Origin of the sequence: Erwinia rhapontici, from assembly GCF_020683125.1 — a bacterium.
Classification (GTDB): domain Bacteria; phylum Pseudomonadota; class Gammaproteobacteria; order Enterobacterales; family Enterobacteriaceae; genus Erwinia; species Erwinia rhapontici.
Genome location: NZ_CP085627.1, coordinates 3,519,221 through 3,541,010 on the forward strand (window position 1 = coordinate 3,519,221; position 21,790 = coordinate 3,541,010).

Here is a 21,790-nt window from a genome sequence, read left to right on the forward strand (position 1 = left end):
CGAATTCACTCTACAGGTTTAATGATAAGGTTTTCTGACGGATAACGATGCGATATTATCCGTTAAAACCTTTATGGACGCTCCCTAATGAACAGGCCGTTACCGCAGTTTACCTACCTCAGCGCTGACTTCGCTCGCGATGTCTTTATTCAACAAGCCGCCACCTGCAACTGCTGTGGTAAAGACACTGATCGCCACTATAACGGCACCATTTACAGGGTCGGTGACAGCGATATCACCCTGTGCCCGTGGTGCATCCATGATGGCAGCGCAGCCGCTAAGTACGCATGCAGCTTCAACGATCTTTATGATGAAGCACTTGATGATGCCATCGCGGCGGAAGTTTGCGAACGCACGCCGGGTTACAGTTCCTGGCAGGATCAGAGCTGGGCAACCCACTGCGATGATGCCTGCGTTTATCACGGCGATGCCAGTGCGAAAGATGTTGCCGACGCCAGTGCAGAAACCCGTCAAAAGTGGATGAACGATTACGAACTGGATGAGGAGAGCTGGTCGCAGTTTATGGCCGACTACAAACCGGGTGGCGATCAGGGCGTTTATAAGTTTGTCTGCCGCCATTGCGAATTGGTGATGTTTAACTGGGATTTTTCTTGAAAAAATCACTGTAATAAAACCGACAAAGCACTTAATCATTTAACTAAAAAATAATTTTATTATCTTATACCCATTAAATATGAGAGATTAACACCCCATGAAATATATTAATCAATACAAAGAATGATTTGCAAAAAAACAGTCTTAAAAATATGAAATCCCCGCAAGATAAAAATCAAGATTATCCATTTTAGAATATAAAATCTAATCTTTGGGTAAATGAAATTTACCCAAAGATTTTAAATGAACATCAAATATATCTATAATTCATCTAAAAGTAGATAACCCTTCATCCCAACGTCCATTAAGGTCATACTCATTAGTATAATAATAGCTATCATCTGTTCTTTCGTAGTCCTTTATGAGTTGAAGAACTAATTTCCGTTCACGTTCTGGTCGGTATTTTGCCATTTCTCTTAAAGTAATTAGCGCTGGCCCAATGTTATGATATTTATGAGTAAATTCTTCAATCAAAGATTGAAACTCGCAACACTGAGCATATAAACACAGAGTTCCACGCCACCAATCGTTTTTCAAATAATGGAATATTTCTATAGATCTATTTTGTTGTAGCTCGAGTGATGCAAGATGCTCTTGATACCTAAGGTGTCCGAAAGAATAAGTCCCAGAAATTGAATCAAACACTATAATATTACATGGATCAATTAATTCCTTAACTGCTGAAGAACAGGTTTCATCGATATAATTAAATCCGCGATCATTCTTAAGAAATGTAATCATATCACTTTTAGATGCCGAACGAAGATTTCTGGCATGCAGAGAATAAGCAATTTTAATTGCAGCCTTATATAATATACTTTGTGATATTTCTGTTCTTCTAATATCCTTGTATGTATCGTATAAACCACAAAATAAATTTAATCTTTTCGTAAAGATTTCACTTTCACTAGAAGGAATATCAATACCTTTTTCAGCGAGATCACAAAGTAAAGTAGCAAGCAATGGTGTTTTTACAATTTCAGCTATTTCTCTTCCTTTGATACTTGCAATTAATTTACCACCTAATTCTTTATTTTTACCTTCAAACCAAATTCGTATAAATTTGTAAAGTTGCTCTTCGCTAAATGGCAACAATGTAATACCTAAAAAATTAACTTCAGAAAGATAACTTACACAGTCTCGACTAGAAATAAGAATCTGAATCTGTGGGTGACTTATTTTAAAAGAATTCACAGCTTCAACAATCCCTGAAAATTTCGCATATGCTTCATCAAGACCATCAAGAACTAATTTAAGCTGAGTTTCCTCATTAAAATAAGACTTTATTGTAGAAATATTATCTATAGTGGGATCAAGGTTTTTTGCAATCAGAATTATTGCAACAAGTATATCATAAGCTTTTGATTTTTCGTTTAAAATAATATCAATCTGATTTATGTATCTATTTAATGGTATGTAAATTACTTTATTATTATCTTTAATCAATTTCCTAACATACATTTGTAATGTGGTTGTTTTACCAGCGCCGGCTCCGCCATACACTGCAATGTCATATTTGCAATCAAATAATTCAAAAGGGGATATCGAAAGCCCATCATTGTAGACTGGTCCATTATTGACAACGGTAACAAGCTTTCTACTATCCTCTGATTTATTAATTAAAACATCCAGAACATTCAGTATCTTTTGTGTTTCTTTCAAAAAGAATACAACATCAACACTTCCTTTATTATTATTTATTTCATATATTCCTCTTTTATATTCCTTACACTTTTTTTCAATCCAAGATGAAATCCTTTCATGTTCAAATAAAATATTAACCACAGGTTCTTCTAAATACTCTGATTCTAAAATCATTAATTCTTTTTTTTGAGAATATATTTATAATACACTTTTCTTAGCTTCTAAAACCTTAGAAAAAACACTTGATTTTTGTTTTTCAGCCAGTTTAGAAATACTCATACTTTCAATATATTCATCAACATCTCTTATTTTCTCTAAAGGGAAATTAGAATCCACAATTACCTTAAGAATAGAATAAAATTCTGATATGACATTAACAAAATAATCTTCATTTTTCTTGGACACCATTGCACTTACTGATGATAAAATCTCCTCGATAATTCTTTTTACACTTTGGATATTAGTAGATATTAATTGCTGAACTTGTGATATATCTTTTTTTATTTTTAGATTAGCCTCTGACTTATGCTTTTTTAAGTTATCTTGATATGTAATTTCCACATCATGGCTATTTTTCACAAGAGGCGTAAACTCTAGCAAGTTTTCTAACGGGCGATAAATCTCTCTATTGAATAAATCCCAATAACCTTTGGCAAGCGATATGTTTTCTTTATTAATTAAAAACTCACTATCTAAAAGAATATTACTATCTATAGTCCCCATAAAAAAAGCTAAATCACTGTAACAATTCAACTCGTCTATTGATTTCTTCTGATTCAAAGCAGCAATTAACTCTAAATTATTCAGCTGTTCTAAATCATGCAACTGAAGCTTATCACTAATGCTTAACAACCCTTCAAGCAAGGAGGGTTTGTGCTTTTTTAAAAGTGATATTACCTTCGGCCCATCTAATATTTCGACTTTTTTGTTATCCATGCATAAAAGATCATGAATCTCGTTTAACAACCTTTGGCTAATCTGGAAAGGTGATGCCAAATAAACAGCATCAGGGATTTGCTTGTCACCGTTATGTAATTTTATTTTCTTTGTAAAACACTGCCTCAATTGTGTAATCAATTCAGACAATATATTTTTTCGGATGTGTTAGAGTTTAGACCTATTTTTTTTGTTTGAATCACATAAACCATAGTTCCTTTCAGTGGTACTTCATGCAAAGCAACCAAATCCTTCCCTCCCTCATAAGGCCCCCCTACAAAATCCACTCGAGAAAAAGACATAGCTTCGAAAAGCGGCTTTAAAATTGTTTTGGAATAATCATCTTCTTTTAAATTTTGAATTGCCCTTAAATACAAGCTTAGATTGCTGCTAGCAGTATCAATAATCATAAGTAATCACTTCCATTTGAGTAATCAAGACTTACTACTTTGCCATGAATGGCGTTAAACAAGAAGAGCATAACACTCCCACCTACTTAAATTTACCAGCACAGAGAAACATCATGTTTAAGTTGAGATAAATCAAGTAAGCTTTTTTTATTGCGACATGCTCGGCCCTCTTCCCCCGCCCCTCCCCGCACTTATCATCCTCCTCTTCCCCCATGCTTTCCCCTACCCTATTGACGGCTATCATCACAGGGATGTCATCATGCTCAAGAAAATCGGCCTTACTCTCGCTATGCTGCTCTGCGGCTGCGCAACCATCACCAGCCACACCGTTGGCAACAATCCAAAAAACTCCTTTTATGCGGGGACGCAACTCGACGTCCACACACTGCCTGACTGTCTCGGGTGCTGGCTCGATCTGCCGTTCTCCGTCGTGGCCGATACGCTGATGTTGCCGTTTGATACCTGGCATTACTACCACACGCCGGACAACATCACACAGCCACCGAAGCCGGCAGAGAACGTGAAATAAACGTCCTGTTTATGCTAGCCTGCGCAAAACGAAAACAGCACAGGAATAGGGCAATGGACGGACAGCAGATTCAGACACTCACCATGCAGATAGCCCTGGCGCTGCCCGAAGCAGAGCTTGACTACCCTTTCGGCCCGGAGATTGAGGTATTTAAAGTGCGCGGTAAGATGTTTGCGCTAATGTCGCAGGTGCGCGGCGAACGCATCGTGAACCTGAAGTGTCGCCCGGAAGATGGCGAACTGCATCGGGTGATCTACGACAGTATTCATGCGGGCTGGCATATGAATAAGCGCCACTGGATTTCGATTTATCCGGGGGAGCAGATTACTGAGGGATTAGTGAAACAACTGGTGGAGGAGTCTTACGATCGGGTGGTGGCAGGTTTGCCGAAACGCTTAAGGCCAAGCGCACTGAGGGACAGTCGCGAATAGCCCCCATTTAAGATCAAAAAAGGGGCGATGACTCGCCCCTTTTTCAGCACTGCGTAGCAGCAAACTATGCCAGCTTGCGCATCACCAGGGTGGCGTTGGTGCCACCGAAGCCGAAGCTGTTAGACATCACGGTGGTCAGCTTACGCTCGGTAGGCTGAGTCACGATGTCCAGGCCTTCTGCTGCCGGGTCCAGTTCATCGATGTTGATGCTTGGTGCAACAAAACCGTGCTCCAGCATCAGCAGCGAGTAAATCGCTTCCTGCACGCCAGCGGCGCCCAGTGAGTGACCTGTCATCGCTTTGGTCGCCGACATCGCCGGGGTTTTATCCGGGAATACGGCACGGATAGCGCCCAGTTCTTTCACATCGCCCACTGGCGTTGAGGTTCCGTGGGTGTTCAGGTAGTCAATTGGGGTATCCACACCTTCCATTGCCATACGCATGCAGCGCATTGCGCCTTCACCGGATGGCGCCACCATGTCAGCACCGTCAGAGGTCGCACCGTATCCAACGATTTCAGCGTAGATATGTGCGCCACGCGCCAGTGCGTGCTCCAGCTCTTCAACCACAACCATACCGCCGCCGCCTGCGATAACGAAGCCGTCACGCTGCTGATCGTAAGTACGGGACGCTTTTTCCGGAGTGTCATTGTATTTGGTGGACAATGCACCCATCGCGTCAAACTCACAGGACATTTCCCAGCACAGCTCTTCGCCGCCGCCAGCAAATACGATATCCTGTTTGCCCAGCTGGATCTGCTCTACAGCGTTACCGATGCAGTGTGCAGACGTGGCGCAGGCAGAGCTGATTGAGTAGTTCACGCCATGAATTTTGAACGGGGTCGCCAGGCAGGCAGACACGCCAGAAGCCATTGCCTTGGTCACCATATATGGGCCAACGCCACGCAGACCTTTGGCACGCATACCGTCAACGCTGGCAGCCTGATAGAACGGTGAACCACCGCCGGAACCGGCAACCAGGCCCACACGTGGGTTATTCTGGTACTGCTCATCGGTCAGGCCGGAATCTTTCACCGCATCCTGCATGGAGAGGAAAGCATAGATTGACGCATCGCTCATAAAACGCAGCATTTTGCGATCGATACGGGCTGAAATGTCGTCCTTCGTTAACTTAACGTTACCCCAGACGTGACTACGCATGCCGGAATCTTTGAGTTCTTGCGAGAAGGTGATGCCAGAACGGCCTTCACGTAATGATGCCAGAACTTCCTCTTGGTTATTACCAATACTGGAAACGATCCCTAGGCCAGTAATCACAGCACGTTTCATTCAATACCTCTTTCACTTCTAATTAGGATTCGACTGGCACTCTAGCTTACAGTTGTACGCCGAACAAGTCCGATCAGCGAATTCCTTGTGTAAATTTGCGTAGGGTCAAGCACATCGTTAAAATCGCGCCACTGCCTGAGCAATGAGCCTTTGCCGTGAAAACCGCACCAATAGAGCACGCACAACTACGCTGGAACGATCAGGGTACACCTGTATCCCGAGTATTTGATGATGTCTATTTCTCTAACCAGAATGGTCTGAAAGAAACCGGCTACGTTTTTCTGGAGGGTAATCACCTCCCCGAACGTTTCACCACGCACCCGCGCGATCTCTTTATTGTGGCCGAGACTGGATTCGGAACGGGCCTGAATTTTCTGACGCTATGGCAGGCTTTTGATGCCTTCACCACGCGTGAGCCAGAAGCCAGACTCCAGCGATTACACTTTATCAGCTGTGAAAAATTTCCTTTAACGGCCAGCGATCTCGACGCCGCCCTGCAAAGCTGGCCACAGTTGGCCAATTATGCGCGCCAGCTGCGTGAACAGTGGCCGCTCGCGTTACCCGGCTGCCATCGTCTGCTGCTGGATGGCGGGCGTGTTACGCTCGATCTGTGGTTTGGCGATATTAATCAACTTATCCATACTTTTGATGACACCCTGAATCAGCAGGTCGACGCCTGGTTTCTGGATGGTTTCGCCCCGGCCAAGAACCCGGATATGTGGACGCCGGAACTGTTTGACTGTATGGCACGCCTGGCGAGGCCGGGCGGCACGCTGGCCACCTTTACGGCGGCCGGATTTGTGCGTCGTGGTCTGCAGCAGGCCGGATTTGAGGTGACAAAGCGCAAGGGGTTTGGTGAAAAGCGCGAGATGCTGATTGGCCATCTGCCCGCTGCTGTGGTCCGGCCTGCGCAGGCTCCGTGGTATGCGCGCCCGGCCGCTGAGGGCGATGATTTTGCCCTGGCAGGGGGAGGCATTGTCAGCGCACTGCTGGCCCTGGCATTACTGCGGCGCGGTAAAAAGGTCACGCTTTATTGTGCCGATGCCCGCCCGGCCGAGGGCGCTTCCGGCAATCGCCAGGGCGCAGTTTACCCGCTGCTCAACCACCACGATCCGGCACTGGCACAGTTTTTCCCTGCCGCCTTTACCTTTGCCCGCCGCGTCTACAATCAGCTGACCCTACCTTTCGAGCATGACTGGTGCGGCGTCACTCAGCTGGCGTGGGACGAAAAAAGCGCGGAGAAAATCAGCAAAATGCTGCAAATGGCGCTGCCGCCCGCGCTGGCTGCAGCCGTGAACATCGAAGAAGCGGAAGCACTGTGCGGCGTCACCACCGGCTGCGGCGGCATCACCTACCCGCTGGGTGGCTGGCTCTCTCCGGCAGAACTGACCGCGGGACTGTGGCAGCAGGCAGCACAGCAGGGCGCGACGTTACACTGGCAGCAGGAGATCACGCAGTTGACGCCACACCCGGCAGGCTGGCAGCTAAGCTTCCGCACGCAGCCTGACTGCACGCATCGTAACGTGGTGCTGGCAACCGGCCACCGTCTGACAGATTTCATCCAGAGTGAGAAGCTGCCCCTCTATGCGGTGAGTGGTCAGGTCAGCCACGTACCCACCACGGAGGCACTGTCCGCGCTGAAACAGGTGCTGTGCTACGACGGCTATCTGACGCCGGTCAGCCCACAGTTTCAGCAGCACTGCATCGGAGCCAGCTATCATCGCGGCGATACTGCGACAGAGTACCGCGCCGACGATCAGCAGGAGAATTGCGATCGCCTGCTCCGCTGTCTGCCGGATGCAGGATGGCCGCAGGAGATTGATGTCAGTGACGGCAAAGCACGCTGTGGCGTTCGCGCCGCCACGCGCGATCATCTGCCGATGATGGGCGCACTGCCGGACTATGCCGCTACGCTGCACCAGTACGAAACGCTGGCGCAGCAGCAGCAACAGGCTGAGCCCGCACCGGTTTATCAGGGCCTGTTCGTGCTGGGTGCGCTGGGTTCGCGTGGACTGTGCAGCGGACCGCTGGCAGCAGAAGTACTGGCGGCGCAGCTGTGTGGCGAACCGATCCCGCTTGACCGCTCCACCCTGGCCGCCACCAGCCCCAACCGCTACTGGGTGCGCAAACTGCTAAAAGGAAAAATCCCGAAGTAAGAATTGTCCTTGATTTAAAGTGCTTACGGCAGGAAATTTCATTACCCGTGTCTGATAAATAGCATAACATTCCCATTGTGCCCCTGAATTCTTCAGGGGCATTTTTGTATCTGGCCCGTAAACGAACAAACGGAAAGAACGGGCCATCAAGGGATGATTTGCTATGGACTTCACACTTAACGGCCAGCGCGTCTCAATTGACGATGCGCACTCAGATACCCCCCTTCTTTATATATTGCGTAATGACTTCCAGTTAAATGGCCCAAAGTTTGGCTGCGGCATTGGCGAATGTGGTGCCTGTACCATCAATATTGATGGTGTGGCCGCCCGCTCCTGTAGCGTACCTGTCCATACTGTTGCCGGCAGGCAAGTCACGACCCTGGAAGGGTTGGCAGGGGACGATGGGTTGCACCCGGTACAACAAGGCTTTATCGATGAACAAGCCGCGCAGTGTGGCTACTGCACCAACGGTATGATCATGACGCTGGTGGCACTCTTCCGGCGCAACCCGCAGGCATCCGGGCAGCAGATTAAAAATGAGCTGGCGTTCAATCTGTGCCGCTGCGGCACCCATCTGGAAATTTTACGCGCGGCGCAGAAGGCGCGCGACATGATCACCGGAAGTCAGCCATCATGAACCTGTTCACTCTGACACGACGCCGCCTGTTGCAGGTGGGTGGCTTTATTAGCGTAAGCACCCTTCTGCCCCCTCTCTCTCTGGCACAATCCACGGTGATAATCGATCCTCCCACGGTCCCACTGGGCAGTTTTATTGCGCTGGCCGCAGACGGCAAAGTGACCGCCTTTAACGGCCATGTCGACCTCGGCACCGGTGTGCGTACGGCGCTGTCGCAATATGTCGCCGATGCACTGGATGTTCCCTTCAGCGCCATTACGATGATACTGGGTGATACCGCTTCAACGCCGGATCAGGGCCCGACAATTGCCAGCGCCACACTACAGGTGACGGCGGTCCCGCTTCGCCAGGCAGCCAGCCAGTTGCGTCAACAACTTATGCTGTTGGCGGCAAAAGCCATGAATCTCTCCGCAAGCCAGGTGTATACCAATGCGGGCTGGGTCATTGACCGACAGCGTCCGGATCGCCGCCTGAGCTATGGCCAACTGGCTCAGGATAAAGACACGCATTTGCCTCTGGACACCGCTGTCCCGCTGTATAGCGCAAACCGCTATACCGGTAAATCGGTGGCGCGCGTGGATATTCCGGCAAAAGTGAGTGGCAAACTGACCTGGGTTCACGATCTCCGCATACCCGGTATGCTGCATGGCCGCGTAGTGCGCCCGCCTTATGGCGGTGCTGATAGCAGTGCCCCGCTGGGGCACAGTCTGATTTCAGTCGATGAGCATTCTGTTGCCCATCTTCCGGGTATCGTGAAGATTGTGGTGATGAAGGATTTTGTCGGCATTGTCGCCTTACGTGAAGAGCACGCGATTGCTGCTATGTACGCGCTAAAAGTGAACTGGAAGCCCTGGGCCGGACTGCCTGCGCTGGGCCTGGACCAGTTGCATCACACGCTGGCCAATTGTGAGAAAACCCCGCGCGTACTGCGTGATGATGCAGGCACTGACAGCGCGCTGAAGAACCGGCATGTCGCCGTTGATGCCGACTACGTCTGGCCCTATCAACTGCATGCCTCTATCGGTCCTTCCTGTGCCGTAGCCGACGTGCGCAACGGGCAGGCAACGCTGTGGTCAGGCACGCAGAACCCACACGATCTGCGTAAAGACATCGCACTGCTGCTGGAACTGGCCCCTGCCATGGTCGAGGTGAAACGTATGGAGGCCTCAGGGTGTTACGGGCGTAACTGCGCGGATGATGTCACCGCCGATGCGGCATTGCTGTCACAGGCAACGGGCAAACCCGTGCGCGTGCAGCTCATGCGCGAACAGGAAGCCGCATGGGAGCCCAAAGGCGCCGCGCAGTTAATCCGCGTCAGCGGTGGGCTGGACCGCATGATGAATATCTCATGCTATACGCTGCGCACCTGCTATCCCTCCAATAATGCCACCACCCTGCCGCTGATCCTGACGGGAAAAGTGCCCAATCAGCCAGTCGTCCAGTCAATGGGGGACCGCACCGCCATTCCGCAGTACCACTTTCCCCATATGCGGATGATCTGTGAAGATGCCGCCCCGCTGGTACGCGCTTCATGGATGCGCGGCGTTTCGGCTCTGCCGAACGTGTTTGCTCATGAGAGTTGGATCGATGAAATCGCCTGGCATTCTGGCCGCGATCCGATCGATCTGCGCCTGGAACACCTTGAAGATTCACGTGCGATTGTCATGATTAACCATCTGAAGAAAATGGCTAAATGGAAAAATGGCCCGCCTCACCATCGCCCTCAACACGAAGGTTCCGTACTACGGGGTCGTGGTTTCGCCTCGGCGCGCTATGTCCACAGTCAGTTCCCCGGATTTGGTGCCGCCTGGGCTGCCTGGGTCTGTGATTTAAGCGTGAATCGCCAAACCGGAGAGATTACGCTGAACAACATCTTCGTCAGCCATGACTGCGGGCAAATGGTCAACCCGGACGGGGTTCGCCATCAGGTGCACGGCAATATTATTCAGTGCGCCAGCCGGGTGTTAAAAGAGTTTGTCACGTTTGATGCCAGCGGGACGACCTCACTTGAGTGGGGCAGCTACCCGCTACTGCGTTTTGACGAACTGCCTGACATCCAGATCGCGCTGATGGACTACCCGGACGAACCCGCTATGGGTGCCGGCGAATCCGCGTCCGTGCCGGGGGCCGCAGCCATCGCTAACGCCCTGTTTGATGCCACCGCCATTCGTTTCCGTGCGCCGCCGTTTACCCCGGATCGCGTGCTGCGCGCGTTACAGGGAGGCCACGTATGATTCAGAATAAATGGCTGCGCATGTCAGGCGGGACGGTGCTGGCACTGATTGTCGCCGTGGCGATATTCAGTCTGCAACCCGAGATTGCCCCGATTTCCCCTCCGGATGCCGCGAAGTTTTCTGGCGAAAGTATCAATAGAGGAAAAACCCTGGCGGCACTGGGTGACTGTAGCGCCTGTCATACCCGCCCGGGGGGCGTGACCAACAGCGGTGGGCTGGCCATGGACACGCCGTTTGGCACGATCTACACCAGTAATATCACCCCGGATTTCACCAGCGGGATTGGCAGCTGGTCTTACCCGGCATTCCTGCGCGCGATGCGTTACGGTATTGACCGCCGTGGGCATTACCTCTACCCGGCGTTTCCCTACACCTCCTTCACGCAAGTCAGCAACGATGATTTGCATGACCTTTATGCCTTTCTGATGACCCGGCCCGCCGTCAGCTATCAGCCGCCGGAAACACGGTTATCCTTTCCGTTCAGTATTCGCCAGGGGATGGCGGCATGGAACTGGCTGTTCCTGCACCCGGGAGAACGCACACCGGACCCGCAGCAGAGCGCCATATGGAATCGGGGGGCTTATCTGGCCGGAGGGCTGGGCCACTGTAGCGCCTGCCATTCACCGCGTAATCTGGCCGCTGCCGAAAAACACGGTAGTGATGCGCTGAGTGGCGGTGTTGCTGAAGGATGGATTGCCCCCGCGCTTAACGACCGTTCCCCGGCACCTGTCGCCTGGGATGAAGTGCAGTTGCAGCGCTATCTGCGTACCGGATATTCCCCGGAACACGGCGTCGCGGCAGGCCCGATGGGGCCGGTGATCGCGGGCGGGCTGTCCCGGCAATCGGATGAGGATCTGCAGGCATTAGCCCACTGGCTGGTCAGCTTCCAGCCACCCAACGTGGCACAGGCCGATGAACTGACTGCACGTGCAGAACGACGTGCGCTGCGTCTGGACTCCGCAGGAGCGCGGCAGTATGCCGGTTCCTGTATGGTCTGCCACTCCCTGCAGAAAGGGCCGCAGCTGTTGGGTGTGCGCCCGTCACTGGCGCTGAACAGTAATCTGTATAGCGCTATGCCCGATAATCTTATCCGCATTGTGCTGGACGGTATCAGCCATCCGGCAACCCGCGATCTGGGCACCATGCCCGGCTTCCGCCATCAGCTTAGCGATCACCAGATCGCCACGTTGCTTAACTGGTTGCGCACTGATTTCGCGGGTCAAACGCCCTGGTCCGATCTGGAGAACAAGGTGGCAGCGATTCGTCAGCAGAATCATGGAGCCGAATAAATGAAGGATGTGGGGATATTAGTGATGGCGGCAGGCAACAGCCGGCGCTACCGCGAACAGGATGGGCGGCATAAGCTGCTGGTCAGGCATCAGGTGTGCGGCAATCTGTCGCTGCTGGCCCACACCTTGCAAATAGCCACTGCCGCCTGCGGCAAGCGGGTGAATGTGGTGTTACGTCCGGAAGATCACGCGTTGATCGAGACGGCACGGCATTATCACTGTGGCATCACGTTGCTGGAGAGCCCTTCTCTGGGCGACTCGATCGCCGCAGGCGTGGCGGCACAGCCTTACTGGTCCGGCTGGCTGGTGATGCTGGCTGATATGCCCTGGTTACAGTTAAATACGGTAAAGCGAGTCCGTCAGGCACTGGCCTTTGCCGATATTGTCCGCCCGCAGTGGAAGCTGCAGGTCGGCCACCCTGTCGGCTTCAGTGCCAACGTGCGTGAAACGTTACTCGGCCTGCAAGGCCAGGAGGGGGCACGTTCTATTCTGAACGGTGCCCCGCCGCTGCTGTTACAGGTGGACGACCCGGGTTGCGTGCGCGATGTGGATGTCCCTGGTGACTGGACGGAATTCTGATGGTGAGCTCTCTGGATATCCAGGTGCTGGAAAACGCCCTGAGCTGGGTGAGTAAGCAGCGTTGTATCTGGCTGTGTACCGTCCTGCAAACCTGGGGATCGGCACCCCGTGCGCCCGGCTCGTTGCTGGCGGTTTCTCAAGAGGGTGCTGTCTGTGGTTCGCTTTCCGGCGGCTGCATCGAACAGGATTTTCTGCAGCGGCTGGCTGCAGGTGACCACCGACTGCCCAGCCAGCAGGTACGATACGGCACAGGGGGGCTGTCACCGAATGTCGCGCTGCCCTGCGGCGGCAGCCTTAATGTATTGATTGAATACCTCCCCGCGTCGGCAGAGACCGAACACTACCTGACGCAAATGCTTCAGGCGCTGCGCGGCGAGGTCAGTCTGGAAAAACAGATTGCGCCCGGCCAACCGGGGCGGTTGCTCCCCACTGACATCATAACAGGGCGGCCGCGCGTGACGCAGCAGGCTAATGGCCTGGTCCTGACGCTCAGTGCAGCTACCACGTTACTGATTGCCGGGCTATCTCCGGTGGCGGAATACTGCATGCATTTCGCACGCATGCTGGGGTTTCATATCCAGGTATGCGAGCATCGCGATGCGTGGCTGGCTGAGTTTGACGCCCGCACGATGCTGAATTCCGGGGTGGAAATGATTCGTTGTTTTCCTGCCCGCCATCTGGAGCAGCACGGATGTCCTGCACATACGGCGGTGCTCAGCCTGACACACGATGCGCGCATTGACGATCTGACGCTGGTAGAAGCCTGTCATACGTCCGCATTTTATATCGGTGCACTGGGTTCACAGAGTACCAGTGAACGCAGGCGGGTGCGGCTGGCAGAAATGGGAGAGCTGAGCCGTGAACAGCTGGCACGTATCAGCGCGCCAGTAGGCATGGCGCTGGGCAGCAAAACGCCGCCAGAAATTGCGCTGGCGATTATGGCGGATATTGTTCGGGTAAAGAATGGGGTTTGAATACAGGGCAGAAGGCGGCCTTCTGCCCTGTGGGTAGTATGCCGTTTACTGGGCCTGCAGGAACAGCCTGTCCCACATGCTCATCACCAGGACCTGGTCACGCGGGGAAAGCTCACCTGCCTTGATCGCTTTATCCAGGCTGATTTGCACCTGAGTCTGCAACGCTTCCGGCGTGTGTTCGCCGGCCTGTTCAATTTCGGCCACGGCCAGCGTCAGATGACCACGCAGGTAACCGCCGGCAAACAGCTCATCGTCGCTGGCATGTTCTACCATGTCATCAATCAGGCCCAGAATACGCGCCTCAAATTCATCGATCATATAATCCTCTGTAAGCTAGTCGCTCCCCGTTCAGCACAAATCTTCCGGCCAGGGAAACAGTGCCGCCGTCAGCGGTGGAGTTGAGTAAAACGAGCGAAGTTCAGCAATCAGTCGGGCCGGGCGTGCAGGAATGCCCTTCTCCAGATAGTCCATCACCTGAGCATGAACTTTACGCTGGAACGCAATGCGATCCGGTTCACAATCACCTTCAAGATTGTCACAACTTACATTGAACGGAAAGCCTGCCGCAACACTTAACAACCACTCCAGCGCCTGGGGTTTGATCTCGACGGATTCAAACTGGCCCTGGGTCTCAGCATCACGCCCATCAGGGCAGTACCAGTAGCCAAAATCCACCTGCTTGCGGCGCTCGGCACCGGCAATGCACCAGTGGGAAATTTCATGCATTCCGCTGGCGTAGAAACCGTGGGCAAACACTACCCGGTTCCAGGGTGACGTCTCGTCAGCAGGAAGATAGATCGGTTCGTCATCACCTTTAATCAGGCGGGTCTGAAAATCATTCATAAAGCAGCGATCGAAGATGTCGATCAGATCCTGATAGTGGTGTTGCTGGCTCATAGCTGTTTGTCGTGTCAGTAAAAAACGCGCAATTTTGACATTTTGTCAGGCAGGTTTCGAGCACTATTGCATATATTGTCTCACGCGAAAAAGGTGGGCAGGTTATCAATGTCTTACCACCACTCGCCAACATGACGCATAAAGTTTCGGCTTAACGCTCCGATAACCGTTGGCACAGGCGCGATCGTTTTATTGCGCCATCTTATTTTATGGAAAAATAAACGTTTTACTTTAACTATGCGCAATCTCAAAACATCTCATTGAACATGCTGATGAGATAACGCTTTCCACCTTTAAATATTCTCTGGCTGCCACGCTTATCCCGCTGAAATCAGTGAAATAATCTTAGCCCGTGACATGGACGTCCTGAAATCCTGTTGACAACCTCATCCCCCTTTCAGGCGAGTGTGAATGAAGCAAAAATCAAATAAAACAACAATGATGATCAACGGAAATACCCGTGGACTGATCAGGCAGCCCCTGGTCGGTATGCTGGTATTACTGGGAGGACTTTTTCTTTGCGCTATCGTTGCGCTGTTTTACATCGCCGCTCAACAGAATACCCATGAAGACAAGCACCTTCAGTTACTGATGGGTAAAGCAATCGAAAACCGTCAGGATATTATGCATGCGCATACGATGGACAATGCCGACTGGGGCGAAGCCTGGAAAAATCTGCATTTGACGATAAACACCGAATGGGCCTGGGACAATCAAAACCTTGGGGAGTCCCTGTATCAACGTTTTCATTATGAGGGCATTTTCGTTGTCTCTCCGCAGGGAAAAACAGGTTACAGCGTGCTCGAAGGACAGCTGAAGCTACAGAGCGTTGCAACATGGCTGGGCATCGATCCTCTGCCCCAGCTTCAGCAACGGCTGAATGTGTCAGGGGGGAATGCCATCTCGATGCTGGTGGTCTCGCAGGGGCGAGTCACCATCATCAGCGCCGCTTGGATCACCCCCGATGGGGCGGCCAGTGCAGATACGGAAAACGGCCCGCATTCAATTCTTATCTTCGCCGACAGGCTCACCCCGGAGAAGCTGAGTCATATGGCTCTGGAATACGGTATCCAGGGCGCACAAATATTCAGTACACAAACCGCACTCCAGCCTGAAGACCGTAACATGCTGGCACTGCCCGCCCTGGGCGGAACGATCACATTCACCTGGCAGAGTGATGATCCCGGTAATGCTCTGGTAACGGGTATTCTGCCTGCGCTGGTATTGCTGATGTTTACCACCCTGCTGACCGCCCTGATGCTGATGAAAAATGCCCTGCGTAAAGCACGTCTCAGTGATGAGAGTCATTTCCAGCTGGAACAAAGCAAGAAGGCACTCTACAACAGCGAATGCCGTTTCAGGGATGTCGCTGAAACCACCACGGACTGGATTTGGGAAGCGGATGAGAACTTAACGTTTACCTGGATATCCGAGCGCTTCCCGGTGATTACCGGCTACCACATTTCTGACTGGATTGGCCGTCCGGCAACGGAGTTTTTACTGAACGACAGTAATGCCCTGGCGCAACTGACTTACCTGTGCCAGTCCGGTGGCCGCATCACGCTTCCTCATTGCCACTATCTCTCGGCCCAACAACATCAACGCTACTGCAATATGATCGTTAAACGCGTGTACCTGCCTGGCGGAAAAACCGGGTTTCGTGGCACAGCAACCGATGTCACCCAGGAAGTAAAAGCACAGGAGCGCGTGCGTTATTTATCACACTTCGATGAGTTAACCGGCCTGCCTAATCGTGTGCAGATGAAAGAGTTCCTCGAAGGAAAATTGAATTCAGCGCCCAGCACTGAACAGCAGCTGGCTATTGTGATGGTTGACCTGGATAAGTTTAAACCGGTTAACGATGTCTACGGGCATGCGGCCGGTGACAGCGTGCTGCATGAAGTCTCTGCCAGGCTACGCGCCTGCCTGAAAACATCCGGCATGGTGACCCGCCATGGCGGTGATGAATTTATTATTATTCTGCCGGAGGTTCAGGACCAGCGCGATATTGCCACCCTGTGCCAGCAGATTATTGATGAGATTAACCGGCCCTTCCTGATTGCCAACGGCGAAATTTTTATCGGGGTCAGCCTGGGCATTGCCCTCGCCCCTCAGGACGCCAGTACCGCCAGTGACCTGCTGCGTTATGCCGATATCGCACTCTACAAAGCCAAAAATGAGGGGCGTAACCAGTGGGCATTCTTCCAGCGCGATATGGGGGAAAAAATTGTCCAGCGCCGCGAGATGGAACAGGAACTGCGTGAGGGAATTCGCGCAGGCCAGCTGCGTCTGGTTTACCAGCCGCGTTACGATACCCACTGTTCGTGTATCACGGCGGTTGAAGCGCTGGTCAGATGGCAACACCCACACCACGGACTGCTGATGCCTGACCAGTTTATCCCGCTGGCGGAAGAAACCGGCTTGATTAACGCACTCAGCGACTGGGTATTGTTCACAGCCTGCAGTGATGCGCTGAACGCTATGCCGGGGTTAACGGTGTCGGTGAATATCTCGGCAAGTGAATTCCAGGACAGCAGCCTGTACAACAGAATAAAAGGGGTGTTAGAAAAAACAGGACTGGAGAGCTCATTGCTGGAGATCGAAGTCACCGAAAATGTCACATTGCATGATCCGGCCAAGACACAGAAAACCATGCTACAAATTAAGGAACTGGGCGTGAAGTTCCTTATCGATGATTTCGGCACGGGTTTTGCCTCGTTAAGCTATCTGCGCAACTTCCCGTTTGACGGTATAAAGCTGGATAAATCCTTTATTTTCCCTATGGATGATTCGGTACGCGCCAGGCAAGTCGTCGAAAATATGATTGGCCTCGGCAAGGCCTATTCTCTCTATGTCACCGCCGAAGGCGTTGAAACACAATCGCAGATGGAGCAGTTAACGCTGTTGCAGTGTGACAGCCTGCAGGGGTATTACATCGGCAAACCGATGGCCCTTGAACATCTGATTGCACTACCGACCTGCCGCACCCGCACTTAATGCCTGTGCCTGCTGGCGAAAAGCCAGCGGAGCCAGGCCGTAATGTTCTTTGAAGATGCGTGAAAAGTGAAAAGGCGAAACAAAACCACACTGCTCGGCGATCAGTGCCACGGGCAGGTGGCTGCGCATCAGCAGGCGTTCCGCATGGCGCAGGCGCACATCGCGCAGATAGCGGGCCGGAGTCTGGCGCAGATGACGGCGAAACAGCGCAATCAGATGATTTACCGAACAGTGGGCGCGGGCTGCGATATCCTCCAGCGCCAGCGGATGCTGGTAGCGCATAGCAATAAAGCGGCAGGCTTCACGTACCCCCTTCGGCATGGTTTGCCGCTCCTCTCCCGATGGCTGAATAGCGCGTGAGGCGTAGTAATAGAGCAGGGTTTCTGCCAGCGAGATTAACGCTCGCGGTGCGCCTTCAGGCTGAGAGGTTAAACTGATGCCCAGCTCCATCAGTTGCTCTACCTGATGGTCAAAAGCAATGGTGGCAGGCAAATGTGCCAGCTCGAGATTAAAGTTCACCGGGAGGGCCGCGAAATCCAGCTGGCACCAGATATGCTCGCTGGGCAGCAGTGAGTCAAACTGGAACAACTCACGCTCTCCCGGCAGCAGCAACGCCAGTGTGCCGGGCAATAACAGCAGTGAACGCTGCGCCGTCTCAATCGTCACGCTGCCACTCAGCAGCGCAATAAACTGAATGCCGCGCTGAATACGCGGCCCGTACACATCCCCAGCCCCGTACCGCGACAGACCGAAATATCCCTCCATGACGGGGACCGTCAGTGTGATTTCAGACATTTTTTTCACCACTTTGGTCATGTACCCCCCGGCCCCTGGCAGGCTATCTTTTCTCCACTCTTCAGCCGTATAGCGGCGAACACAACCCGAAACTGTGCGCAGAGCCTGATTGTGCGACGCAGATCAAACTTTGATTTCAGACAGGAGAAAACTATGGCAAATGCCAACGTGCGTCTTGGCGTCAGTCCGCTGGCCTGGACCAACGATGTGCTGGAAGATCTGGGGGATGATGTCACTGCCCTGCAATGTATGCAGCAGGCTGCCGCCATCGGCTATCAGGGGATTGAACTGGGCCGTAAATTTCCCCGCGAGCTGGCAGCCTTGCAACCGCTGTTGCAGGAAACCGGGCTGTCACTGGCTTCCGGCTGGTTCTCCGGCACCCTGGCCGACATTAGCGTGCAGCAGGAGCTGCACAATGTGGCCGATCATGCCCGCCTGCTGAGTGCGCTGGGCTGTTCCGTCATGGTGTATGGCGAATGCGGGGGGATGCCCGGCGAGACACCGCTGGATATCGGTATTTCCCACTCACCCAAACTCAGCGCCATTGACTTTGATGCTTACGTACGGCGGTTGAGCCAGTTCGCCTCGGCACTGTATCAGGAATATGGCCTGAAGCTGGCTTACCACCACCATCTGATGATGCTGGTGGAGCATCAGGATGAGATCGAGCGCTTTTTCTCTGCCACCCATGAGGATGTCGGGATGCTGCTGGATACCGGGCATGCCGTGGCGGCAGGCGCCGATCTCAACGCGCTGATCCGCCAGTTCGGCAGCCGTATCTGCCATATCCACCTGAAAGATATTCGTCGTGCGCGCCTGGAAAAGGTGTACCAGCAGGATGAAAGTTTTAACCAGGGCGTACGCGGCGGCATGTTCACCGTGCCCGGTGATGGCGGTATCGATTATCAGCCGGTGGTGGATTTCGTCAATCACAGCGGCTATCGCGGCTGGCTGATCGTTGAAGCAGAACAAGACCCGATCCAAGCGCCCCCGGTGCCCACCGTGACGCGCGCCTTCCATCACGTTAATGCTCTTTTTTCGCGCTAAGGAAATACGATGTCTGACACTCTGAATATTGGCCTGATCGGCTCCGGTTTTATGGGGCAGGCGCATGCAGACGCCATCCGCCGCGCTGCCCTGCTCTACCCTGATTTACCGAAAACACCGGTGTTGTACGCCATTGCCGACCAGAACCAGGCGATGGCACAGCAGGCGGCACAGCGCTTCGGTGCGCTGCACGCCTTTGGCGACTGGCGGGAGATGGTGCAGGACCCGAACATCGATGTGATTGATATCACCTCGCCCAACCATCTGCATCATCAGATGGCACTGGCTGCGATCAACGCCGGGAAGCATGTTTACTGCGAGAAACCGCTGGCCGTCACGGAATACGAGGCACGAGAGATGGCGGAAGCCGCACGCCGGGCCGGGGTGAAAACCATGGTGGCGTTTAACAATATCAAAACCCCGGCGGCGCAGCTGGCGAAGCAGCTGATTGAGCGCGGCGAGATCGGCACCCCGGTGCGTTTTCGCGGCACTTTCGACCAGGGTTTCTATAACGACCCGGAGCTGCCCTGGTCCTGGCGTTGCTCGAAAGAACTGGCTGGTTCAGGTTCTCTTGGCGACCTGGGTGCCCATACCCTGTCGGTGGCACAGTATCTGATGGGCGGCGTCAAAGAAGTGTGCGCCAGCGGGCAGACACATCTTAACACCCGTCCGGTTCCCGGCGTCGACAGCGGTTACGCCAGTAAGGTCGAGGCCAATGCGCAACGTCGCGAGGTGGAAAACGATGACCAGATGCAGTGCCTGGTGAGCTTCGACAGCGGCGCTGCCGGGGTGATTGAGTCTTCACGTATTGCCGCCGGGCGCATTTTCGGCGTTTACTGGGAAGTGTCCGGCACCGGAGGCACGCTGTATATGGACGGCGAGCGCTTTAACGAACTCCAGGTATTCCGTTTTAACGATGATAAGCGCGATCGTGGGTTCAAAACCCTGTATGCCGGCAGCCAGATCCCCGCTTATTCAGCCTTCTTCGGCTTCGATTTCGGTGGTGGCGGGCTGGGTTACTTCGATGTCAAAGTGCTGGAAATGCATGATCTGGTGCAGGGAATTTGCCGCGATGACGACTGCTACCCGAACTTTACGTTCGGCTGGGAGAATCAGCGCATCTTACAGGCGATTGAGGATTCGATGGAGCAGCGCCGCTGGATCAATGTGAGAAGAGGTTAGGTGTTGTGCAGCGGGTCAGGCATGCCTGACCCCTACTGATGCTACATACGGAGAAGCGTGGCATTCGTAAGAGCATGCCATGCGCGGGCAGTGACATCCGTAGGGATGTGGCATCCGTAGAGGCGAGGCATCCGTAGGGACGTGATATCCGTAGGGGCGTGGCATGCCGCGCCCGAAAGCACATTATGAGGCGCGGCATTCGTAAGAGCATGCCATGCGCGGGCAGTGCCATTCGTAGGGGCGTGGCATGCCGCGCCCGAAAGCACATTATGAGGCGTGGCATTCGTAAGAGCATGCCATGCGCGGGCAGTGCCATTCGTAGGGGCGCGGCATGCCGCGCCCGAAAGCACATTATAACGAATGGAACCACGCAATGATTTCCGCGCCGTGGCTGTCATACAGCAATTTCGCACTCATCACCGCCGACACAATCACAATCATCGGGCGGATCAGCTTCTGCCCTTTGGTCAGCACCATTCTGGCACCCAGACGTGCGCCGCACACCTGACCCGCGAGCATCACCAGCCCCACCAGCCACACCACTTTTCCGCCAATCATAAACAGCAGCAGGCCACCGAGGTTGGAGGTGAAGTTCAGCACTTTGGCATGGGCGGTCGATTTCGCCAGGTTGTAACCGCACAGGGTCACGAACGCCAGCGCATAAAACGAACCCGCACCAGGGCCGAAGAACCCGTCATAAAACCCAACGCATCCTCCAGCCACCAGTGCAAACGGCAGACCATGGAGACGACGCTGACGATCTTCCTCCCCAATCTTCGGCATCAGCAGGAAATAAAGACCAATGGTAATCACCAGCAGCGGCAGCAGCTGGCGCAGAATATCGCCCTGCACGTGCTGTACCAGCAGCGCACCGCTGATCGATCCTAAAAAGGTCAGCGCAATATTCAGCTTTTGCTCGCGTAAATCCACGGCTTTGCGGCGGATAAAATAGAGGCTGGCAGAAAACGACCCGCCTACCGACTGCAGCTTATTGGTCGCCAGCGCCTGGGCTGGCGACAACCCGGCGGCCAGCAGCGCAGGCACCGTCAGTAAGCCGCCGCCGCCCGCAATCGCATCGATAAACCCCGCCAGTAAAGCCACCAGAAACAGCACGCCCAACAGCCACGGAGCAACACTTACCCATTCCATT

The 21,790-nt window shown here is 52.9% G+C and carries 20 protein-coding genes; 12 read left to right on the forward strand and 8 right to left on the reverse strand.

Annotated features, from left to right (window positions below):
* The first annotated feature begins 87 nt into the window (after positions 1–87).
* Positions 88–615: a CbrC family protein gene (locus LJN55_RS16285; RefSeq protein WP_227534853.1), complete on the forward strand. Its 528-nt coding sequence runs from the start codon at positions 88–90 to the stop codon at positions 613–615.
* A gap of 267 nt (positions 616–882) precedes the next feature.
* On the opposite strand, the gene LJN55_RS16290 is transcribed toward LJN55_RS16285, so the two are convergent.
* The 3 genes from LJN55_RS16290 to LJN55_RS16300 are packed head-to-tail and all read right to left on the reverse strand — an operon-like array spanning position 883 to position 3,605.
* Entirely contained in the window at positions 883–2,433 is a 1,551-nt protein-coding gene (locus LJN55_RS16290; RefSeq protein ID WP_227534854.1) for an NACHT domain-containing protein, read from the reverse strand.
* A 24-nt stretch (positions 2,434–2,457) separates the two neighbouring features.
* Positions 2,458–3,345 (reverse strand): hypothetical protein, encoded by an 888-nt coding sequence (locus tag LJN55_RS16295; RefSeq protein WP_227534855.1) that lies wholly within the window; start codon positions 3,343–3,345, stop codon positions 2,458–2,460.
* On the reverse strand, positions 3,333–3,605 hold the full coding sequence (locus tag LJN55_RS16300; protein ID WP_227534856.1) for a hypothetical protein: 273 nt from the start codon (positions 3,603–3,605) through the stop codon (positions 3,333–3,335). Before LJN55_RS16300 ends, LJN55_RS16295 begins: the two co-directional genes overlap by 13 nt.
* 259 nt (positions 3,606–3,864) lie before the next feature.
* On the opposite strand from LJN55_RS16300, the gene LJN55_RS16305 reads away from it, so the two are divergent.
* Both LJN55_RS16305 and LJN55_RS16310 read left to right on the forward strand, forming a co-directional pair.
* Positions 3,865–4,134, forward strand: a complete 270-nt coding sequence (locus tag LJN55_RS16305; protein WP_133841332.1) for a YceK/YidQ family lipoprotein — start codon at positions 3,865–3,867, stop codon at positions 4,132–4,134.
* A 53-nt stretch (positions 4,135–4,187) separates the two neighbouring features.
* Entirely contained in the window at positions 4,188–4,565 is a 378-nt protein-coding gene (locus LJN55_RS16310; protein ID WP_133841331.1) for an MmcQ/YjbR family DNA-binding protein, read from the forward strand.
* A gap of 64 nt (positions 4,566–4,629) precedes the next feature.
* Here the strand turns inward: LJN55_RS16310 and fabB are convergent, their stop codons facing one another.
* Entirely contained in the window at positions 4,630–5,853 is a 1,224-nt protein-coding gene (fabB, locus tag LJN55_RS16315; RefSeq protein ID WP_133841330.1) for a beta-ketoacyl-ACP synthase I, read from the reverse strand.
* A 155-nt stretch (positions 5,854–6,008) separates the two neighbouring features.
* Between fabB and mnmC the strand changes: the two genes are divergently transcribed.
* The 6 genes from mnmC (at position 6,009) to LJN55_RS16345 (ending at position 13,722) form a co-directional block, all read left to right on the forward strand.
* Entirely contained in the window at positions 6,009–8,009 is a 2,001-nt protein-coding gene (gene mnmC / locus LJN55_RS16320) for a bifunctional tRNA (5-methylaminomethyl-2-thiouridine)(34)-methyltransferase MnmD/FAD-dependent 5-carboxymethylaminomethyl-2-thiouridine(34) oxidoreductase MnmC (protein ID WP_227534857.1), read from the forward strand.
* 163 nt (positions 8,010–8,172) lie between these two features.
* Positions 8,173–8,646, forward strand: a complete 474-nt coding sequence (locus LJN55_RS16325; protein ID WP_200642902.1) for a (2Fe-2S)-binding protein — start codon at positions 8,173–8,175, stop codon at positions 8,644–8,646.
* The gene (locus LJN55_RS16330; protein WP_227534858.1) at positions 8,643–10,880 is read left to right on the forward strand and encodes a xanthine dehydrogenase family protein molybdopterin-binding subunit; all 2,238 of its coding nucleotides are present in this window, start codon (positions 8,643–8,645) and stop codon (positions 10,878–10,880) included. The genes LJN55_RS16325 and LJN55_RS16330 overlap by 4 nt, the downstream gene beginning before the upstream one ends.
* Positions 10,877–12,169, forward strand: coding sequence for a c-type cytochrome (locus LJN55_RS16335; protein ID WP_227534859.1), 1,293 nt, complete (start codon positions 10,877–10,879; stop codon positions 12,167–12,169). The genes LJN55_RS16330 and LJN55_RS16335 overlap by 4 nt, the downstream gene beginning before the upstream one ends.
* Positions 12,170–12,748 carry a nucleotidyltransferase family protein gene (locus tag LJN55_RS16340; protein ID WP_227534860.1) on the forward strand — a complete coding sequence of 193 codons (579 nt, stop codon included), beginning with the start codon at positions 12,170–12,172 and terminating at the stop codon, positions 12,746–12,748.
* The gene (locus tag LJN55_RS16345; RefSeq protein ID WP_227534861.1) at positions 12,748–13,722 is read left to right on the forward strand and encodes an XdhC family protein; all 975 of its coding nucleotides are present in this window, start codon (positions 12,748–12,750) and stop codon (positions 13,720–13,722) included. The genes LJN55_RS16340 and LJN55_RS16345 overlap by 1 nt, the downstream gene beginning before the upstream one ends.
* Positions 13,723–13,767: 45 nt before the next feature.
* Here the strand turns inward: LJN55_RS16345 and LJN55_RS16350 are convergent, their stop codons facing one another.
* Together LJN55_RS16350 and LJN55_RS16355 are read right to left on the reverse strand one after the other, a co-directional pair.
* The gene (locus tag LJN55_RS16350; RefSeq protein WP_133841324.1) at positions 13,768–14,040 is read right to left on the reverse strand and encodes a YfcL family protein; all 273 of its coding nucleotides are present in this window, start codon (positions 14,038–14,040) and stop codon (positions 13,768–13,770) included.
* Between the two features lie 30 nt (positions 14,041–14,070).
* Positions 14,071–14,619 (reverse strand): elongation factor P hydroxylase, encoded by a 549-nt coding sequence (locus LJN55_RS16355; protein ID WP_133841323.1) that lies wholly within the window; start codon positions 14,617–14,619, stop codon positions 14,071–14,073.
* Between the two features lie 411 nt (positions 14,620–15,030).
* Between LJN55_RS16355 and LJN55_RS16360 the strand changes: the two genes are divergently transcribed.
* Positions 15,031–17,616, forward strand: a complete 2,586-nt coding sequence (locus tag LJN55_RS16360; protein WP_227534862.1) for a bifunctional diguanylate cyclase/phosphodiesterase — start codon at positions 15,031–15,033, stop codon at positions 17,614–17,616.
* Here the strand turns inward: LJN55_RS16360 and LJN55_RS16365 are convergent.
* Positions 17,590–18,411: a helix-turn-helix domain-containing protein gene (locus LJN55_RS16365; RefSeq protein ID WP_227534863.1), complete on the reverse strand. Its 822-nt coding sequence runs from the start codon at positions 18,409–18,411 to the stop codon at positions 17,590–17,592. The genes LJN55_RS16360 and LJN55_RS16365 overlap by 27 nt on opposite strands.
* Positions 18,412–18,564: 153 nt before the next feature.
* On the opposite strand from LJN55_RS16365, the gene iolE reads away from it, so the two are divergent.
* A complete protein-coding gene (iolE, locus tag LJN55_RS16370) occupies positions 18,565–19,458 on the forward strand; it encodes a myo-inosose-2 dehydratase (protein WP_159336255.1) in 894 nt (297 codons plus the stop codon).
* Positions 19,459–19,467: 9 nt separating this feature from the next.
* Complete coding sequence (locus LJN55_RS16375) at positions 19,468–20,640, forward strand: Gfo/Idh/MocA family protein (protein WP_227534864.1); 1,173 nt, start codon at positions 19,468–19,470, stop codon at positions 20,638–20,640.
* A gap of 351 nt (positions 20,641–20,991) precedes the next feature.
* On the opposite strand, the gene LJN55_RS16380 is transcribed toward LJN55_RS16375, so the two are convergent.
* Complete coding sequence (locus tag LJN55_RS16380) at positions 20,992–21,789, reverse strand: sulfite exporter TauE/SafE family protein (protein WP_159336253.1); 798 nt, start codon at positions 21,787–21,789, stop codon at positions 20,992–20,994.
* Position 21,790: the final 1 nt, after the last annotated feature.

What these genes read in the sequence shown, in the direction of transcription:
- LJN55_RS16285 (WP_227534853.1), top strand. Translation starts at nt 88, where the DNA reads ATGAACAGGCCGTTACCGCAGTTTACCTACCTCAGCGCTGACTTCGCT.
- LJN55_RS16290 (WP_227534854.1), bottom strand. Translation starts at nt 2,433, where the DNA reads ATGATTTTAGAATCAGAGTATTTAGAAGAACCTGTGGTTAATATTTTA.
- LJN55_RS16300 (WP_227534856.1), bottom strand. Translation starts at nt 3,605, where the DNA reads ATGATTATTGATACTGCTAGCAGCAATCTAAGCTTGTATTTAAGGGCA.
- LJN55_RS16305 (WP_133841332.1), top strand. Translation starts at nt 3,865, where the DNA reads ATGCTCAAGAAAATCGGCCTTACTCTCGCTATGCTGCTCTGCGGCTGC.
- LJN55_RS16310 (WP_133841331.1), top strand. Translation starts at nt 4,188, where the DNA reads ATGGACGGACAGCAGATTCAGACACTCACCATGCAGATAGCCCTGGCG.
- fabB (WP_133841330.1), bottom strand. Translation starts at nt 5,853, where the DNA reads ATGAAACGTGCTGTGATTACTGGCCTAGGGATCGTTTCCAGTATTGGT.
- LJN55_RS16325 (WP_200642902.1), top strand. Translation starts at nt 8,173, where the DNA reads ATGGACTTCACACTTAACGGCCAGCGCGTCTCAATTGACGATGCGCAC.
- LJN55_RS16330 (WP_227534858.1), top strand. Translation starts at nt 8,643, where the DNA reads ATGAACCTGTTCACTCTGACACGACGCCGCCTGTTGCAGGTGGGTGGC.
- LJN55_RS16335 (WP_227534859.1), top strand. Translation starts at nt 10,877, where the DNA reads ATGATTCAGAATAAATGGCTGCGCATGTCAGGCGGGACGGTGCTGGCA.
- LJN55_RS16340 (WP_227534860.1), top strand. Translation starts at nt 12,170, where the DNA reads ATGAAGGATGTGGGGATATTAGTGATGGCGGCAGGCAACAGCCGGCGC.
- LJN55_RS16345 (WP_227534861.1), top strand. Translation starts at nt 12,748, where the DNA reads ATGGTGAGCTCTCTGGATATCCAGGTGCTGGAAAACGCCCTGAGCTGG.
- LJN55_RS16350 (WP_133841324.1), bottom strand. Translation starts at nt 14,040, where the DNA reads ATGATCGATGAATTTGAGGCGCGTATTCTGGGCCTGATTGATGACATG.
- LJN55_RS16355 (WP_133841323.1), bottom strand. Translation starts at nt 14,619, where the DNA reads ATGAGCCAGCAACACCACTATCAGGATCTGATCGACATCTTCGATCGC.
- LJN55_RS16360 (WP_227534862.1), top strand. Translation starts at nt 15,031, where the DNA reads ATGAAGCAAAAATCAAATAAAACAACAATGATGATCAACGGAAATACC.
- LJN55_RS16365 (WP_227534863.1), bottom strand. Translation starts at nt 18,411, where the DNA reads ATGTCTGAAATCACACTGACGGTCCCCGTCATGGAGGGATATTTCGGT.
- iolE (WP_159336255.1), top strand. Translation starts at nt 18,565, where the DNA reads ATGGCAAATGCCAACGTGCGTCTTGGCGTCAGTCCGCTGGCCTGGACC.
- LJN55_RS16375 (WP_227534864.1), top strand. Translation starts at nt 19,468, where the DNA reads ATGTCTGACACTCTGAATATTGGCCTGATCGGCTCCGGTTTTATGGGG.
- LJN55_RS16380 (WP_159336253.1), bottom strand. Translation starts at nt 21,789, where the DNA reads ATGGAATGGGTAAGTGTTGCTCCGTGGCTGTTGGGCGTGCTGTTTCTG.